Raw genomic sequence first — 15,780 nt, forward strand, 5'->3', positions numbered from 1 at the left:
AAAAGGTGAAAGGAGGCTTTTAAAACCGATGAAAAAAATGGCCATTTCATTCACAGCAGCAACGATGCTTTTAAGTGGTCTCGCCGCATGTGGTGGAGATCCAGCTGCACAAGATATGCAAACGCATAACCGTCGTGTAGGCTTTGAAGCTCAAGACATGAGTGGTGCTTATACTGCTAATCGCTATCGCGGACAAGGTCCTGTAACAGATATGATGACGCCTGATTACCGTGGAGGTGCCTACGGACGCCTAGACCAACATGGCGCTCGGGGCGGACTTCACCGTGGAGCAGGTCATGGTACGCATATGGGGACATATGATACGGTACGACCAGGCGCTGGTTTTACTCGTGATGGAGTTGCCCCGCACGGTCGTGGACCAGGAATACGAGCTGGTATTACCGGAAATGACCGTCCTGGAATGGTTGATGATGATGGTATCATTAATCCATTAAATCGAGGGCGTCAAGGTGCGATGGGAGGACAGACTCATCGTCAAAGAGCATTAACCCAACAAGATCGAGCAGTACCACGCCAAGAAGGAAGACAACACCTTCGTGGAACAGTGACCGACGATCAAGTTCGCTACCATAAAGAGTACGACGGAGAAACGGTTCAAAACATTGTACAGCGTGTGGAACGTTTGGACGATGTTGAAGACTGTCGCGTTGTTGCCCATAACGGGGATATCGTTGTTGCAGTCCAAACACGAGGAGATCAAGAAGATGTCCGTCGTGATGTAAAACGGACGGTTGAAAAGATGACGGATGATGATAAAGATGTTTACGTTGTCACAGATGCCGATGTGTTTGACCGAGTGCGTACGATGGATGACCGTCTCCGTACTGGAGCGGCTTGGAACGAAGTCAAGGCCACTTTTAGAACGATGTTAGAAGATCTTGGTCGCGCAGCACAACGTCCGTTTGAACGAACTCGATAGTCATTTTGGGAGGGGAGCTGTATTAGCTCCTCTTTTTCTAATGTAAAGGACTTTTCCCTTGAACGAGTAAAATCCATAGAGTTTGGAAACACTTTCTACATAGATCGCTAATTATTTAAGGCGGTGGAGAACAATGGAACAATTCATTTTTATGAAAATGGTTTTTCGTTCGATTTTAGCAGTTATGGTGATCGTTAACTTTTTTCTCATTAGTTCGATTGTAGCCATGGGCGGGAATCAAATTGCAGTGGCAGCTGAAACTCATTCGACCTCCATTTCAGTACGACTCGAACGTCACTACGTAGATGGTGAAATAAGTGAAGAGTATATAACCGAACCAATCGAGACGATTGAACAATTAATGGGGCAATACCATGGATGGATTTTTGTTTCTCAAAACGGAGACGAGATGATTTTAAAAAAGGATGTCCCAGACCTGTCTCCTTTAACAAAGGCTAATGGTTTTTTTAGTATTTCAAACGATGGACAGCTGAACCTGTACGATGGGTCAGCAGAAGAGCAGCCGATCATCCAATCGTTTTTTCGATTGGATACGAAAAAGTTGGAAAGTGGGCTTCACGATCAATTGCGGTCCGGCATTCGGATTGGGACCCTCGACGATTACCGAGAAGTACTTTCCATTTGTCTCCCGTATCGTCAAGAGGAAATGTAGAGACGCCCCCTTTTGCGGAAAAAGCAAGAGGGGTTTTTCACGTACTTTCTTCTCGTTATGCTACAATAAAGACGGACTTATTTTGTGGAAAGGAAGTACGAGCTGTGATTGATTACTTGCGAGGAACATTAACGGGTATTGACCATCAATATGCCGTCGTTGAGGTTCATGGGGTGGGTTATCAAGTGTATTGCCCAAACCCATATGAGTTTGAAAAAGAACGGGATTCCGTGATCACCATTTATACATACCAATATGTTCGAGAAGATGTGATCCGCTTATATGGTTTTCGGACAAAGGAAAAGCGTTCATTGTTTGAGAAGCTTTTAAATGTTTCAGGCATAGGACCGAAAGGAGCACTTGCCATTTTAGCTACTGGTCAACCGGAGCATGTCATACAGGCGATTGAAGAGGAAGATGAGGCCTTTTTAGTCAAGTTTCCTGGCGTAGGAAAGAAAACAGCCCGACAAATCATCCTTGATTTAAAAGGAAAAGTGGATGAATTGCCCCCAGGTCTTTTCTCTCAGAAGGAAGAGCAGCCAAAACCTCACGAGAAAAACGCTGGGAACCAGGATCTCGATGAGGCGATGGAGGCGCTAAAAGCACTAGGGTATGTGGAAAAAGAGCTTAAGAAAGTGAAGCCAAAACTCGAGCAGGAAACGTTAACGACCGATGCGTATATTAAAAAAGCATTGCAGCTTATGTTGAACCGCTAAGGGAGTGAACGAACATGGAAGAGCGTATGGTATCAGCGGAAGCACAAACAGAAGAAGCTGCGGTTGAACAAGGCATCCGACCGCATTCCTTTGAGCAGTACATTGGTCAAGAAAAAGTGAAGCAAAATTTAAAGGTCTTTATTGAGGCGGCAAAAATGCGCGAGGAAGCGTTAGATCATGTACTGCTTTACGGTCCCCCGGGACTAGGGAAAACGACACTTTCAGCGATCATCGCCAACGAATTAGGGGTGCAAATGCGAACAACATCAGGTCCAGCGATTGAGCGACCAGGTGATTTGGCAGCTATTTTAACCGCGTTGGAACCGGGGGATGTTCTGTTTATTGATGAAATTCATCGGTTAAACCGGATGGTGGAGGAAGTGCTCTATCCAGCCATGGAGGATTATTGTATCGATATTGTTATAGGCAAGGGACCAACGGCGCGCTCCGTCCGTCTTGATTTACCACCATTTACGCTTGTAGGGGCGACGACAAGGGCTGGGATGTTATCCTCGCCGCTTAGAGACCGATTTGGTGTGATGGCACGGTTGGAATATTACAATGTGGAAGAACTGAAAACGATCATTGAGCGAACGGCCACCATATTCGATACAGTGCTTGAGCGAGACGCGTCGATTGAAATAGCCCGAAGATCACGGGGGACGCCAAGAATCGCTAATCGTCTTTTGCGGAGGGTTCGTGACTTTGCTCAAGTTTCGGGGGATATGCGTATTTCCTTAAGCAGGGCGATTGAATCCTTGGAACGATTACAGGTGGATCGGTTAGGATTGGATCATATTGACCATAAATTAATAAAAGGGATTATGACGAAGTTTAACGGAGGACCGGTTGGTCTAGAAACGATTTCGGCTACGATCGGTGAAGAGACTGACACAATTGAAGAAGTGTATGAACCGTATTTGCTGCAGATTGGCTTTTTGCAACGAACGCCTCGTGGACGCGTTGTGACACCACTTGCTTACGAGCATTTCAACATGGAGGTGCCAAATAAATGAACATCCCCAAAATATTCATTACCCTTGGCATTGTTCTCATTATCATCGGCATTCTTTGGCAAATCGGTGGTCGGTTTCTACCGCTCGGAAAATTACCAGGAGATATTTTAATTAAACGAGAAAATGCCACGTTTTATTTTCCGATCATGACGTCGATTATCATTAGTATCGTCCTATCGCTCATTTTGTTTTTGCTTGGACGATTTCGTTAACGTTCTTGCCAAAGTAGTCTTCGTTTTTGTAAGATAGGAAAGATCGCAATTTGAACGGATGGAAAAGGTGACGAAAGATGAATGTACGTGATTTTGATTTTCACTTACCAGAAAAGCTTATTGCACAGACGCCGCTTAAGGATCGGACGGCGTCTCGTTTGCTCGTATTGGATAAACATACAGGAGCGGTTGAAGATAAAAAATTCCCTGATTTGCTTCAGTTTATAGAGGCCGGTGATTGTCTCGTCCTTAACGATACACGTGTCCTTCCTGCTCGACTGTTTGGAGTGAAAGAAGAAACGGGGGCTCAGGTTGAAGTTCTCTTGCTAAAGCAAATGGAAGGGGATCGGTGGGAAACATTAGTGAAGCCTGCCAAACGGCTGAAGGTCGGAACGATTATTCGTTTTGGCAATGGCGAACTGACAGCAACATGTGTACAGGAGCTAGAGCATGGGGGAAGGGTGCTTGAGTTTTCATACGAGGGGATTTTCCATGAGGTTCTCGACCAGCTCGGTGAAATGCCCCTTCCACCTTATATTAAAGAACAGCTCGATGATAAGGATCGATATCAGACCGTGTTTGCCAAAAATCGTGGATCGGCAGCGGCGCCAACGGCAGGGCTTCATTTCACGGAGGAGCTGCTCGATCAATTGAAGCAAAAAGGGGTGCACCTTGCGTTTATCACTCTTCATGTAGGGTTAGGGACGTTTCGCCCGGTAAGTGTGGAAGAGATTGAGGAGCATGAGATGCACGCAGAATTTTATCAGATGAGCGCTGGGACTGCTCGCCTGTTAAATGAGGTAAAGCGACAAGGTGGGCGAATTATTGCCGTTGGGACCACATCTGCGCGCACACTTGAAACGATACGTCAAGAACACGACGAGTTTGTCGAGACCTCGGGATGGACGTCTATCTTCATCTATCCTGGTTATGAATTTAAAGGAATAGATGGTCTTATAACGAACTTCCATCTTCCGAAGTCGACGCTCGTGATGCTTGTTAGTGCATTGGCTGGAAGGGAAAATCTGTTGAACGCTTATGCTTATGCCGTCAAGCAATCGTATCGATTTTTCAGTTTTGGCGATGCGATGCTCATTTATGATAAAAAGACAAATTCATAAGCGGCATCGGATGCAGGAAAGAAGGAGGAGTCACAATGGCGGCAGTCACCTATGAACTCATAAAAACATGTAAGCAATCAGGAGCTCGTCTAGGGAAGCTTCATACTCCCCATGGGACGATCGAAACACCGATCTTTATGCCTGTTGGAACGTTAGCAACGGTCAAAACGATGAGTCCTGAGGAGTTAAAACAGCTTGGGGCGCAAATTATCTTAAGCAATACGTACCACTTATGGCTGAGACCAGGTCATGATATCGTGAAAGAAGCGGGTGGATTACACGAGTTTATGAACTGGGATCGTCCGATCTTAACCGATTCTGGCGGATTTCAAGTATTTAGTTTGAGCGATTTGCGTACAATTGAAGAAGAAGGGGTTCATTTTCGCAACCATTTGAGTGGAGAAAAGTTATTTTTATCTCCTGAAGGAGCAATGGAGATCCAAAATACCCTCGGCTCTGATATTATGATGGCGTTTGACGAATGTCCGCCATATCCAGCGGAACGGGACTATATGCGTCCATCGGTGGAACGGACGAGTCGTTGGGCTGAGCGTTGTCTTAAAGCCCACAAACGGCCAGAGGATCAGGCCCTATTTGGTATTATTCAGGGTGGAGAATATGAGGATTTGCGCAGGCAAAGCGCGCAGGACATTACCTCACTTGACTTTCCAGGTTATGCGATCGGTGGGTTATCGGTTGGTGAACCGAAAGACGTCATGAATCGTGTTCTTGAATTTACAACACCGCTATTGCCTGCCAATAAACCGCGTTATTTGATGGGGGTCGGTTCACCGGATTCCCTTATTGATGGCGCCATTCGTGGGATCGATATGTTTGATTGTGTCCTGCCGACTCGAATCGCCCGCAACGGCACATGTATGACGAGCAATGGTCGATTAGTCGTACGAAATGCAAAATATGCCCGAGATTTCAGACCGCTCGATGAAAATTGTGATTGTCACGTATGTCAAACATACACCCGTGCCTACATTCGTCATTTAGTAAAATGTGACGAAACGTTTGGTTTTCGATTAACCAGTTATCATAACCTTTATTTCTTGTTAAAATTAATGAAGGACGTAAGACAAGCGATCCTTGATGATCGATTGTTGGACTTTCGGGAAGAATTTTTTGAGCAATATGGCTTCAATCAGCCGAATGCGAAAAATTTCTGATTGGAAGTCGTTCGTAATGGAAGGGAGGGAAAATGAATGGAAGGTCTTGGAGGATTTTTAATTCCGCTTATTTTAATGTTTGCGATTTTTTACTTCTTGCTTATTCGTCCGCAACAAAAGCGGCAAAAGCAAATTCAAGAAATGCATAATAATTTGCAACGCGGAGACAAAATCGTTACCATCGGTGGACTTCATGGGACCATTGATTCTCTTGATGAGAGCACAGTGGTCATTCTTGTAAACGATAATCGTAAACTTACGTTTGATCGTTCAGCGATCCGCGAAGTCGTCAATCCAGATTAATACATAAGAAAAGCGCAGCCTCAGTAGCTGCGCTTTTCTTTGCTCATCCTCTTTTCAACGATCCTTTCCCCCGCTGAAATTTACTCCAATAATGCCCCCGAGCATCCCCGCAAGCAAATACCCTCCATGAATCAGCATTTGGCTCGTCGTAAACGTTGTATTGTAACCGAGAAACATGATAAGAAACGTAACTAATGAGAAAAACAAAGCAGTTAGCGCTCCGATCATCCATCCCCGTTCCTTCGTCTTAGCTCCAGCTACTGCTCCGCCAAGAAAGAGAGCGATAAAGGCAATTGCCAAAATCGCCCACTGGAACGACATCTCTGTCAAGGAAGAAAAATGAACGATAAGAGAGGCGAGCAAACTAAAGGATAAGACGACAATCATAATCGTTAAAAGCCCCATCAATAAAGCAGGACCCCAGTTTTTTAAACTCATGTCCATCCGACTCCTTTCCATGTTTGTACAATACATATTCAAGCTTGTATTTAATTAGAAGTTTTACTTTATTCGCGACAATCGTTGATGAAAAATATGGTGGAACTCCGAGCTATGGACATGTTTGGATATGGCTTGTCATAGGATGGTATAAACGTGATGGAAGGAGTCCGCTTTCATGGAATTAACCCTAGCTTTAGTCATTTTTGTTATATGCTATCTTCTCATCATGGCAGAAACGTTTAATCGGGCCGTTGTTGCTTGTCTCGGTGGGGTCCTCATGTTATTTGTGGGCATTTACCCTCTCGACGCTGCGTTTTTACAGTACATCGATTGGCACACGATTACGTTGCTTCTTTCCATGATGATACTCGTTTCCATTACAAGCCAAAGCGGCTTTTTTGAATACATGGCCATCCGCTTAGCGCAAAAAGTTGACGGACGGCCAATCCCGCTTCTGATTGTTGTTGCTGGCATAACTGCCATCGGATCGGCTTTTCTTAATAACGTGACGATGGTCTTGTTGATTGTCCCGATCGTCTTAACGCTAACGAACCTACTTAAATTAAACGCCGTCCCGTTTTTATTAACACTCGTGATGGCCTCAAATATTGGTGGAACCGCTACATTGATTGGAGATCCGCCCAATTTAATGATTGGGCAGGCCGTGGCCCATTTGTCGTTTAACGATTTTTTGCTTCATTTAGGACCAATTGTGGCAGTGATTTTCTTTGTTGTGCTCATTGGTCTTATTTTATACTACCGCAGGCAACTCTCCGTGACGGCGGAAGATCGCTCCAGACTAAGAGGTGTGGACCCGACGTCATATTTAAAAAATCGTCCTCTCCTTATAAAGTCAATGACCGTTTTGACCTTAACGACCATTGGGTTCACGATCCAACCGTTTTTACCTGTGGAGCTAACAAGTATCGCAATGGCAGGAGCGTTGCTATTAATGTTAATCACTCAAAATGAGCAAGATATGGAGGGAGTCTTTCGTTCGGTTGAATGGGTAACACTGTTTTTCTTTATCGGTCTATTTATGCTTGTCGGTGGAATTAAAGAGGTAGGCATCATTGATGAAATTGCAAAGGCGATTATTTATTATACAGAAGGAGACATTCCAAAGACTTCACTGTTTATTTTATGGGGGTCCGGCATCTTATCAGGATTTGTTGACAACATTCCGTTCGTTGCTGCGATGATTCCCGTCATTTTGGAATTTCAAGAGTACGGAGTCGGAGAGTTGGACCCACTATGGTGGTCGCTCGCCCTTGGCGCTTGTCTTGGGGGGAATGCAACGGTTATTGGCGCTACCGCTAATGTAATCGTGGCAGGGCTTGCCGTTCAAGCAAAACAGTCCTTCAGTTATTTAGAGTTTTTAAAAGTAGGGGCTCCGGTGGCCCTCGTATCGTTTTTACTTTGTACTGTTTATTTGTACATTCGGTATTTGATTTATTTTTAGAAAAATACCTTAACGTCAAGTTCGAACAGGATTTCCAAACTCTTTCTCTTATCGTCTCCTTCATCTGCGGGAACCCTAGTCATAAAGATGAAGGAGGAGCCTGATGGAGTACCCGACAATCATTCTTCGTACAATCCTCATATACTTTATCATTTTGCTCGTCTTGCGAATCATGGGGAAACGAGAAATTGGACAGCTATCTGTTCTAGACTTTGTCGTCTCCATCATGATTGCGGAATTAGCTGTTATTTCAATTGAGAATATCCAAGTGTCGATGATGAATACGATTATTCCGATTGTCGTTCTCTCGCTTATTCAAATTGTTTTTGCATATGTTTCATTAAAAAGTAAGACGATGCGCCGACTTGTGGACGGAAAGCCGACGGTGTTAATTAGTCAAGGGAAAATTGATGAAAGGGAAATGCGCAAACAGCGCTACAATTTTGATGATCTGCTCATTCAGCTTCGTCAAAGCAATGTCCGCGATATATCAGACGTTGAATTCGCCATCTTAGAGCCTTCAGGCAAACTATCGGTAATCGAAAAGCGTCCGTTTTCTGGGAAAAGCTCTTCTTATTTACCGTTACCACTCATATTGGATGGAAAGGTTCAGGAAAAACATTTGGAGAAAATAAATAAAACGTCTCTATGGCTAAGACAGCAATTAAGGAAACTCGGCTATCGAGACATAAAAAAAATTTCCTACTGTGCCATAAAAGAGGATGGGACGTTTTTTATTGACATAAAGGATGAAAAATAAGGGCGAAATACAGTGGATAAGCGTGGAAACGAGAGGAGGGTCAATCCCATAGTATAGTTTAGAACGCTTCACAAAAGGGAGGCTTTACGATACTATGGGATATTACTATGATCTGTGCTGCAAACATCATGGCCAAGTGGTTCAAATCACTGAAAAATGCGGAAAACGCCACGTCGGTCGAATTGTAGCGGTGGATCACCAATATGTCTACTTGGAGCCTGTCGGAGGGCATCGAGGACCTGGTGGTTTTTGTTACGGATGGGGCTGGGGCTGGCGTCCTTTCTTCCCAGTCGCACTTGCAGCCATTGCTGGGTTTGCTCTAGGCGCTGCTCTATTTTGGATTTAATCAAGGAGCTGACTCTCAAATGTAGAGTCAGCTGTTTTTTTATTGATATCCTACAACAATCTATGCTGGAATAAGCTTGCTTAAGAATGAGCCGATCAGAGGGATTCGCGTGGCTTCTTCTTTTTTCACTAAGCCGAGAAGTAGGGCGAGCAACGCATAACATAACACCGTCAGTCCGATCGCTAGCAATGTTTGTATCATAAGGGGCCAATCTGAAAATGCATAACGATGTACGAGACTGCTAAAGACAACGGATGCTCCGAGAAGGACGGAAGCCTTGGCGATAAAGATGATATTCACCGTCAGACTGATGGTTTTTACAACAGAAGCAAAATGTAACGTGGTGACGAGGAGAATCCCGATCACAATCGCTAACGCGGCTCCCATGATGCCAAGCTCTGGTCGAGTAGCAAGAGCGAAGATCGCAGCGATTTTCACAATCGCCCCATAAAAGCTATTCATCATCGCAGCTTTGGCTAAATTTAAGGCTTGTAGCGTCGATTGGAGTGGACCCTGGAAGTATAAAAAGATCGTAAATGGCGCCATTACTTTAATAAAAACAGCCGCCTCAGGCGCGTCGTACATTAACGCCATAACTGGTTCGGCAAATACGTAGAGGACAACAACGGATATCCCGCCTGACAGCATAGCGAGTCGCAGCGCTTGGCCAAGGCGATGATGGATTAATGGATACCGTTTTTTCGCAGCGGCCTCACTAATTGCAGGAACGAGTGATACTGAAAGAGAATACGTAATAAACGTTGGTAGCGTTAATAATGGAATGACAAACCCAGCGAGCTGACCGTATTGCTGTGTGGCTACAGCCGTTGCTACTCCGGCAATCGCAAGGCTTTGGGCGACGACAATTGGTTCGAAAAAATAAGAGACCGATCCGACTAAGCGGCTCCCGGTTGTCGGCAGGGAAATGGCCATAAGGTCGACGAATGTTTTCTTCCCTTCTCCTAAATAAGCAAAAAACTTCTGACGGATACGAAAGCTTTTTTTTCGTTTGAACATGACGATCATATACAGCAAGGAAGCTAGTTCACCGAGGACGACGGAGATCATCGCTCCAGCAGCAGCATATTCGACCCCTAATGGAAGAAAGGCGCTTGTCAATAAAGCGACAAATGTAATCCGAACCACTTGTTCAATTACTTGTGAATAAGCGGTTGGTTTCATGTTTTGCAACCCTTGAAAATAGCCGCGCATGACCGATGAAAGGGCCACGATCGGGACAATTGGGGAAATGGCTACAAGTGGCCAATACGCCCTTGAATCGGTTAAAAGGGTGGACGCTATCATGGGAGCTAACAAAATCATCGCGGTCGTAAAGACGATACTTAGCGTCAGTGTAATCGTCGTAGACACGACGAGAATTCGCTTAATTCGTGAGCGATCATTTAAAGCGTCGGCCTCGGCTACGAGCTTTGAAATGGCAACTGGGAGACCGAATTGGGTAATCGTAATGACGAGAAGCAAGGTGGGCACAGCCATGACATATAGGCCTACCCCCTCAGCACCCATAATACGTGCGACGACGATTCTGTTCACAAATCCGAGAAATCTTGTGATGAGCCCTGCGATAATCAGAATAAAAGTGCCTTTCAGAAACGTCTGCTTGGACATGTTTGCCCCCCTACTTTCTTTGGAAAACTTGGCTTGCTTGCGCCAAGCCGTATTGGTAGAAGCGAATATTTTTTATAGTTGCGCCTTGAAATATGTGTGAACATTTATTACGTACAAAAAAGGATGGATATTTTCCGTTATTACTTATATGCTTAGTAGTGGGTCAAGCATGACAAGTTGTTTTACTAGATTGAAAGATACAGAAAGGACGAAGCAACGTGAAGGAGTTCATCACCGACATTCTTGTCGAGCAATTTGGCTTTTTGCCGACTGAATTACTTGTCGTACTCGTTTCTGCGGTGCCAATCGTTGAATTGCGTGGTGGCATCCCATTAGGTGTCATCCTTGGTTTAAGCCCATGGGAAGCGCTCCTATTTGGAATCATTGGTAATTTACTCCCCATTGTCCCGATCTTGCTGTTGTTCCGGCCGATCAGTGGTTGGATGCTGAGGTTTAAGTGGTATCAGAGATTGTATGATTGGCTCTACAATCGTACAATGAAGAAGAGCAACAACGTGGAAAAGTTCGGCGCGATCGGTTTGATTCTCTTTACGGCAGTGCCATTGCCAACAACAGGAGCCTATTCGGCTTGTTTAGCGGCCGTACTCTTTTTTATTCCGTTTCGCTTTGCGTTTTTTGCCGTGTCCGCAGGGGTTGTTATTGCAGGCATAGTCATGACGCTATTTTCGTATATCCTCGTTTAACCGACATTTTTGGTTAGAAGGGAGGGGAGTTTGTGGAAGAAAAACAGCAATTTGAACTTTGGCGCGACGACGTTCATCCTGCGATTGTGAGCAAGGTGGACGAACTTCATCTATTAGGCTATGATCGGGCGACAGAGGACGAAGTATGGGCGTGTGTACTACACCGGCTTCGGAAGGAAAAGAATTTTGTTGCAAAGCATGTATTTGTTCATGCGATCTTAGCCTTGTCACCGCAGCAATACATGACATGGCTTACAGCCGAAGCATACAAGCAGCCGGAAGATTGGTTCCAGGAGTTTGAGGTGTAGGCTTCAGGCTCCTTTTCCCATTCCATTGTCTCGTAAACGAATTGTGGAAATTGACAGGGATTTCCGGAAGCCCTTATAATGAAAGGAATTGTACATAGTGATCTTAACCAAAGAGGCGACGAAGAAACGAGAGAAGGTTGCCTTTTGTCGAAGGAGGAAGTCATCTACTATGGTTAAAAAAGGACGGATTGCCGCCTTTTTTCTTATCGTCATTGCTCTTGGCGTGCTTATTTCACAGACGGTCATGGATGTGACCCGTGAGATCAAGCTAGGCCTTGATTTGCAAGGAGGATTTGAAATTTTATATGAAGTGAGTCCAATTGATGAAGGGGCTGAGGTGACGGAGGCAACGTTAACAGCGACCGTCAGCTCGTTGAATCAACGGATCAACGTTCTTGGAGTATCTGAGCCGAACATCCAGATCGAAGGGGACGATCGGATTCGCGTGCAGCTTGCAGGTGTTGAAGATCAGGAAACAGCCCGTGAGCTTTTAGCAACAGAAGCTAATTTAACGATTCGCGACGTAAACGACGAGGTACTGCTCGATGGTGGGGACCTTGCAGAAAATGGTGCAAGTGCTTCGTTCCATCCTGATACGAACATGCCGATTGTCACGCTAACGTTAAAGGATGCCAATCAATTCGGGGAAATTACCCGTGAAATTTCTCAGCGTCCAATGGGAGAAAACTTGCTCGTCATATGGCTTGATTTTGAAGAAGGGGTAGACTCTTATGCGGAAGAAGCGATGAAAGCAAGTCCGAAATATATTTCTGCTGCATCTGTCAATCAGCCGTTGTTTACGCGGGATGTCATGATTGAAAATCGCAGCGGGGACTTTACGGTAGAGCAAACCCGTTTCATTGCGGACATTTTAAATGCGGGCTCACTGCCAGCCAAGCTTGACGTATTGTCGTCCAACTCCGTTAGTGCGTCGCTCGGGGAGCAAGCGATGGAGCGTACTGTTTACGCAGGGTTTATTGGCGTGGCTCTCATCTTTTTGTACATGCTCTTGTACTATCGATTCATGGGAATGATCGCTACCATTACATTAACCGTCTATATTTATTTAGTTCTCCTCATCTTTAATTGGATGAATGCCGTCTTGACTTTGCCAGGAATCGCGGCGCTTATTCTTGGTGTCGGGATGGCGGTCGATGCGAACATCATTACCTATGAGCGGATTAAGGAAGAGATTCGATCAGGAAAATCGATCATGTCCTCCTTTAAGGCCGGGAGCCGACGTTCGCTCTCGACGATTTTGGATGCGAACATTACAACGATTCTTGCTGCATCGGTCCTTTATATTTATGGGACAAGCTCGGTTCAAGGGTTTGCGGTGATGTTAATCGTCAGTATTTTGATGAGCTTTGTTACTGCTGTATTCGGTTCGCGCTTACTCCTTGGTCTTTGGGTGAACAGCCGGGCTTTGAACAAAAAGTTTCGCTTGTTTGGCGTGAAGGAGAGTGAGATTAGTGAACTTTAAAGACAGAGAGATCGATTTTGTTAAACATCGAAAAAAGTTCTTCCTCATCTCAGGGCTCTTCACGCTCATTGGGATCATCGTGCTGTTAACGTTCGGGCTGAATTTAGGGATCGATTTTGAAAGCGGCTCGCGAATTGAAGTACAAGGAGAGTCCACCTTAACGAGCGAAGAGGTACTGGCTGAATTTGAAGCGATCGGGTTTGAGCCTGATGACATCACACTCGCAGGGAACAACAATGAATTGGCATATGCTACCTTTAGTCGTGACTTGTCAGAAGACGAAATTGCAACCATTCAAAATCATTTCAATGATGCATATGGACTGATGCCAAACATAAGTACCGTGTCACCAACTGTCGGGAAAGAGCTGGCACGGAATGCGCTAATTTCCGTCCTCATTGCTTCGATTGGGATCATTATCTATGTCACGATTCGCTTTGAGCTATTGTATGGAGTTGCAGCAATTGTCGCCTTGTTCCATGACGCATTTTTTATCATTGCTGTCTTTAGCTTGTTGCAAATTGAGGTTAATGTTCCGTTCATTGCGGCGGTGTTAACGATCGTCGGGTATTCGATCAATGATACGATCGTTACATTTGACCGGATTCGTGAAAATATGAAATATGCCAAGCGAGTCAAAGGCTTTGACGACTTAGCAGACATTGTCAATAAAAGCCTTGTACAAACATTGGCCCGTTCGATCAATACGGTCTTAACGGTTATGTTTGCTGCGGCTGCGATCTTTGTATTTGGTGGCGAGGCGATTCGTAGCTTTGCGTTTGCACTTCTGATCGGATTGGTTGCTGGAACGTATTCCTCCATGTTTTTAGCTTCTCAACTATGGTTAGTATGGAAATCGAAACAGCTAAAAAAGAAAAAGTTCCGTGCCAAACCAGTTCAACCTGAAGAAGAACCAACACCATAAGCTTCTAGACATGACTGACAGGCTCGGTCATGTCTTTTCTTTTTGAAACTTTAACGTTATAAAGGTGTAACCCTCTTTGAATAAAAACGGAGATGGTTAGCTAAAGCAGCAATCGTCATTCATTTGCAAGCTCCCTGTCGCTCGTTTTTCAGCAGGCGCTTTCCTTTTTTTTATGAAATGGAAGAAGAGTTGCTAAATCACTGATAGAAACCATTCCATTTCGGGTATGATAAGAAGACAGTGGTCTTCACACGGATAAGAGTGTTTCATATCGTTAACTTGATAGAGGCTAGCAGTCAAAAACTGTAGGGAGTGATACATTGAGAGAAGAAGAGGTTCGCTACCAAAAACTTCGATTTGCTGCATGGATAGGAATTGTCGCTAACCTTGGATTAGCTGCAATGAAAGCCATTGTCGGCGTGATCGCCAATAGTAAAGCGCTAATTGCTGATGCGGTCCACTCCGCCTCAGATGTGGTTAGCTCAGTCGTCGTTTTAATTGGGGTTCGTGCCGCAAAAATGCCGCCTGATAGAGATCATCCGTACGGCCATGGGAAAGCGGAATCAGTTGCTTCGATCATAGTGGCGGTCCTGCTTTTTATTGTTGGTTTTGAAATTGCTGTTTCAGCTTTTCAATCCTTTTTCGAACCGGTTGAAGTCCCACGAACATTAGCGATTTATGCGGTACTCATCTCCATTTTCGTAAAGGAAGGATTGTTTCGTTATAAACACTATTTAGGTAAAAAATTTAAAAGCGACGCGCTTGTGACCGACGCTTGGCACCACCGCTCCGATGTTCTTTCTTCATTTGCCGCTCTACTCGGGATCGGCGCCGCGATTCTTGGCGGCTATCTTCACATCCAGTGGCTCGTGTACGGTGATGCCGTGGCTAGTGCTGTCGTCGCTGTGCTAATTGGTAAAATGGCATGGGATCTTGGAAATCAAGCGATTCATAATACACTTGATCATGTGCTTCATGATGAAGATACTGTGGAAATGAGAGAAGCGGCAAAAAGTGTGGACGGGGTCATGAACCTTGATGCTTTTCATGCACGAGAGCATGGACATTATGTGATCATAAATATAAAAATTGCCGTCAACCCTCGCATGACCGTAGAGGACGGACATACGATCGCAAAAGCGGTGAAAGAACGGCTCATGTTAGAGCCAAATGTTCACGATGTGTTCGTGCATGTGAACCCTTATAACGGAAAGGACTCGTAGGAGGTTTATATGAAAGGACAGTGGGGATTAATTCTAGGACTCTTGGCAGCACTGATCATTGCCGTTTTTGCTGTCATTAATGTCGATCCGGTCCAGGTGAACTATTTGTTTGGGACAGCCGAATGGCCGCTCATTTTAGTCATCTTAGGGTCTGTGCTCATGGGAAGTTTAATGGCAGGAGGCTTGTCGATCGTACGAATCTATCAGCTTCAGCACGAGGTGCGTCGTCTAAAAGGAACGGCTCGCACAAAGCAGCCTCAACAAACGGGCGCTGATCAACAAGAGAGAGACGACAAATGTCCCTCTACGGACTCTGATAAATCGTAAAAGAACATCATTGTCA

At 45.0% G+C, this 15,780-nt stretch carries 19 protein-coding genes; 17 read left to right on the forward strand and 2 right to left on the reverse strand.

Features of this window, described 5'->3' with window-relative positions:
- Window positions 1-28 precede the first annotated feature (28 nt).
- The 8 genes from E2L07_RS07250 (at window position 29) to yajC (ending at window position 6,156) form a co-directional block, all read left to right on the forward strand.
- The gene (locus E2L07_RS07250) at window positions 29-940 is read left to right on the forward strand and encodes a YhcN/YlaJ family sporulation lipoprotein (RefSeq protein WP_134229252.1); all 912 of its coding nucleotides are present in this window, start codon (window positions 29-31) and stop codon (window positions 938-940) included.
- A gap of 133 nt (window positions 941-1,073) precedes the next feature.
- Window positions 1,074-1,613 (forward strand): intercompartmental signaling factor BofC, encoded by a 540-nt coding sequence (locus E2L07_RS07255; RefSeq protein ID WP_134229253.1) that lies wholly within the window; start codon window positions 1,074-1,076, stop codon window positions 1,611-1,613.
- Between the two features lie 104 nt (window positions 1,614-1,717).
- Window positions 1,718-2,329, forward strand: a complete 612-nt coding sequence (ruvA, locus tag E2L07_RS07260) for a Holliday junction branch migration protein RuvA (RefSeq protein WP_134229254.1) — start codon at window positions 1,718-1,720, stop codon at window positions 2,327-2,329.
- Between the two features lie 14 nt (window positions 2,330-2,343).
- Complete coding sequence (gene ruvB, locus E2L07_RS07265) at window positions 2,344-3,345, forward strand: Holliday junction branch migration DNA helicase RuvB (protein WP_053431597.1); 1,002 nt, start codon at window positions 2,344-2,346, stop codon at window positions 3,343-3,345.
- On the forward strand, window positions 3,342-3,557 hold the full coding sequence (locus tag E2L07_RS07270) for a DUF2905 domain-containing protein (RefSeq protein ID WP_010897394.1): 216 nt from the start codon (window positions 3,342-3,344) through the stop codon (window positions 3,555-3,557). Before ruvB ends, E2L07_RS07270 begins: the two co-directional genes overlap by 4 nt.
- Window positions 3,558-3,634: 77 nt before the next feature.
- Window positions 3,635-4,678, forward strand: a complete 1,044-nt coding sequence (gene queA / locus E2L07_RS07275) for a tRNA preQ1(34) S-adenosylmethionine ribosyltransferase-isomerase QueA (protein WP_134229255.1) — start codon at window positions 3,635-3,637, stop codon at window positions 4,676-4,678.
- Window positions 4,679-4,713: 35 nt separating this feature from the next.
- On the forward strand, window positions 4,714-5,853 hold the full coding sequence (gene tgt, locus E2L07_RS07280) for a tRNA guanosine(34) transglycosylase Tgt (protein ID WP_134229256.1): 1,140 nt from the start codon (window positions 4,714-4,716) through the stop codon (window positions 5,851-5,853).
- Between the two features lie 36 nt (window positions 5,854-5,889).
- Window positions 5,890-6,156 (forward strand): preprotein translocase subunit YajC, encoded by a 267-nt coding sequence (yajC, locus tag E2L07_RS07285; RefSeq protein ID WP_010897397.1) that lies wholly within the window; start codon window positions 5,890-5,892, stop codon window positions 6,154-6,156.
- A gap of 54 nt (window positions 6,157-6,210) precedes the next feature.
- Here the strand turns inward: yajC and E2L07_RS07290 are convergent, their stop codons facing one another.
- Entirely contained in the window at window positions 6,211-6,594 is a 384-nt protein-coding gene (locus E2L07_RS07290) for a TIGR04086 family membrane protein (RefSeq protein WP_010897398.1), read from the reverse strand.
- A 178-nt stretch (window positions 6,595-6,772) separates the two neighbouring features.
- On the opposite strand from E2L07_RS07290, the gene E2L07_RS07295 reads away from it, so the two are divergent.
- The 3 genes from E2L07_RS07295 to E2L07_RS07305 all read left to right on the forward strand — a co-directional run bounded on the left by E2L07_RS07295 (window position 6,773) and on the right by E2L07_RS07305 (window position 9,165).
- The gene (locus E2L07_RS07295) at window positions 6,773-8,059 is read left to right on the forward strand and encodes an ArsB/NhaD family transporter (RefSeq protein WP_010897399.1); all 1,287 of its coding nucleotides are present in this window, start codon (window positions 6,773-6,775) and stop codon (window positions 8,057-8,059) included.
- Between the two features lie 103 nt (window positions 8,060-8,162).
- Window positions 8,163-8,819 carry a DUF421 domain-containing protein gene (locus E2L07_RS07300; RefSeq protein WP_010897400.1) on the forward strand — a complete coding sequence of 219 codons (657 nt, stop codon included), beginning with the start codon at window positions 8,163-8,165 and terminating at the stop codon, window positions 8,817-8,819.
- A gap of 94 nt (window positions 8,820-8,913) precedes the next feature.
- Window positions 8,914-9,165 (forward strand): hypothetical protein, encoded by a 252-nt coding sequence (locus E2L07_RS07305; protein WP_053431593.1) that lies wholly within the window; start codon window positions 8,914-8,916, stop codon window positions 9,163-9,165.
- Between the two features lie 60 nt (window positions 9,166-9,225).
- Here E2L07_RS07305 and spoVB read toward each other — a convergent pair whose 3' ends face one another.
- Window positions 9,226-10,794 carry a stage V sporulation protein B gene (gene spoVB / locus E2L07_RS07310; RefSeq protein ID WP_053431592.1) on the reverse strand — a complete coding sequence of 523 codons (1,569 nt, stop codon included), beginning with the start codon at window positions 10,792-10,794 and terminating at the stop codon, window positions 9,226-9,228.
- 218 nt (window positions 10,795-11,012) lie between these two features.
- Here spoVB and E2L07_RS07315 point away from each other — a divergent pair, with 218 nt between their 5' ends.
- From E2L07_RS07315 to E2L07_RS07340, 6 genes are all read left to right on the forward strand, one after another.
- Window positions 11,013-11,498, forward strand: coding sequence for a COG2426 family protein (locus E2L07_RS07315; protein ID WP_243854931.1), 486 nt, complete (start codon window positions 11,013-11,015; stop codon window positions 11,496-11,498).
- Window positions 11,499-11,530: 32 nt separating this feature from the next.
- Window positions 11,531-11,806 carry a post-transcriptional regulator gene (locus E2L07_RS07320; RefSeq protein ID WP_010897403.1) on the forward strand — a complete coding sequence of 92 codons (276 nt, stop codon included), beginning with the start codon at window positions 11,531-11,533 and terminating at the stop codon, window positions 11,804-11,806.
- A gap of 169 nt (window positions 11,807-11,975) precedes the next feature.
- Window positions 11,976-13,289, forward strand: a complete 1,314-nt coding sequence (secD, locus tag E2L07_RS07325; RefSeq protein WP_134229257.1) for a protein translocase subunit SecD — start codon at window positions 11,976-11,978, stop codon at window positions 13,287-13,289.
- Window positions 13,279-14,214, forward strand: a complete 936-nt coding sequence (gene secF, locus E2L07_RS07330) for a protein translocase subunit SecF (protein ID WP_083445570.1) — start codon at window positions 13,279-13,281, stop codon at window positions 14,212-14,214. Before secD ends, secF begins: the two co-directional genes overlap by 11 nt.
- A gap of 320 nt (window positions 14,215-14,534) precedes the next feature.
- Window positions 14,535-15,437 carry a cation diffusion facilitator family transporter gene (locus E2L07_RS07335; protein WP_134229258.1) on the forward strand — a complete coding sequence of 301 codons (903 nt, stop codon included), beginning with the start codon at window positions 14,535-14,537 and terminating at the stop codon, window positions 15,435-15,437.
- A gap of 9 nt (window positions 15,438-15,446) precedes the next feature.
- Window positions 15,447-15,764 carry a LapA family protein gene (locus tag E2L07_RS07340; protein ID WP_053431590.1) on the forward strand — a complete coding sequence of 106 codons (318 nt, stop codon included), beginning with the start codon at window positions 15,447-15,449 and terminating at the stop codon, window positions 15,762-15,764.
- Window positions 15,765-15,780: the final 16 nt, after the last annotated feature.

The organism is Halalkalibacterium halodurans (assembly GCF_004376175.1).
In the GTDB taxonomy this organism is placed as follows: domain Bacteria; phylum Bacillota; class Bacilli; order Bacillales; family Bacillaceae_D; genus Halalkalibacterium; species Halalkalibacterium halodurans.

Bases quoted from the DNA above. Each gene is read 5' to 3' on its own strand.
- E2L07_RS07250 (WP_134229252.1), top strand. From the start codon at position 29: ATGAAAAAAATGGCCATTTCATTCACAGCAGCAACGATGCTTTTAAGT.
- E2L07_RS07255 (WP_134229253.1), top strand. From the start codon at position 1,074: ATGGAACAATTCATTTTTATGAAAATGGTTTTTCGTTCGATTTTAGCA.
- ruvB (WP_053431597.1), top strand. From the start codon at position 2,344: ATGGAAGAGCGTATGGTATCAGCGGAAGCACAAACAGAAGAAGCTGCG.
- E2L07_RS07270 (WP_010897394.1), top strand. From the start codon at position 3,342: ATGAACATCCCCAAAATATTCATTACCCTTGGCATTGTTCTCATTATC.
- queA (WP_134229255.1), top strand. From the start codon at position 3,635: ATGAATGTACGTGATTTTGATTTTCACTTACCAGAAAAGCTTATTGCA.
- tgt (WP_134229256.1), top strand. From the start codon at position 4,714: ATGGCGGCAGTCACCTATGAACTCATAAAAACATGTAAGCAATCAGGA.
- yajC (WP_010897397.1), top strand. From the start codon at position 5,890: ATGGAAGGTCTTGGAGGATTTTTAATTCCGCTTATTTTAATGTTTGCG.
- E2L07_RS07290 (WP_010897398.1), bottom strand. From the start codon at position 6,594: ATGAGTTTAAAAAACTGGGGTCCTGCTTTATTGATGGGGCTTTTAACG.
- E2L07_RS07295 (WP_010897399.1), top strand. From the start codon at position 6,773: ATGGAATTAACCCTAGCTTTAGTCATTTTTGTTATATGCTATCTTCTC.
- E2L07_RS07300 (WP_010897400.1), top strand. From the start codon at position 8,163: ATGGAGTACCCGACAATCATTCTTCGTACAATCCTCATATACTTTATC.
- E2L07_RS07305 (WP_053431593.1), top strand. From the start codon at position 8,914: ATGGGATATTACTATGATCTGTGCTGCAAACATCATGGCCAAGTGGTT.
- spoVB (WP_053431592.1), bottom strand. From the start codon at position 10,794: ATGTCCAAGCAGACGTTTCTGAAAGGCACTTTTATTCTGATTATCGCA.
- secD (WP_134229257.1), top strand. From the start codon at position 11,976: ATGGTTAAAAAAGGACGGATTGCCGCCTTTTTTCTTATCGTCATTGCT.
- E2L07_RS07340 (WP_053431590.1), top strand. From the start codon at position 15,447: ATGAAAGGACAGTGGGGATTAATTCTAGGACTCTTGGCAGCACTGATC.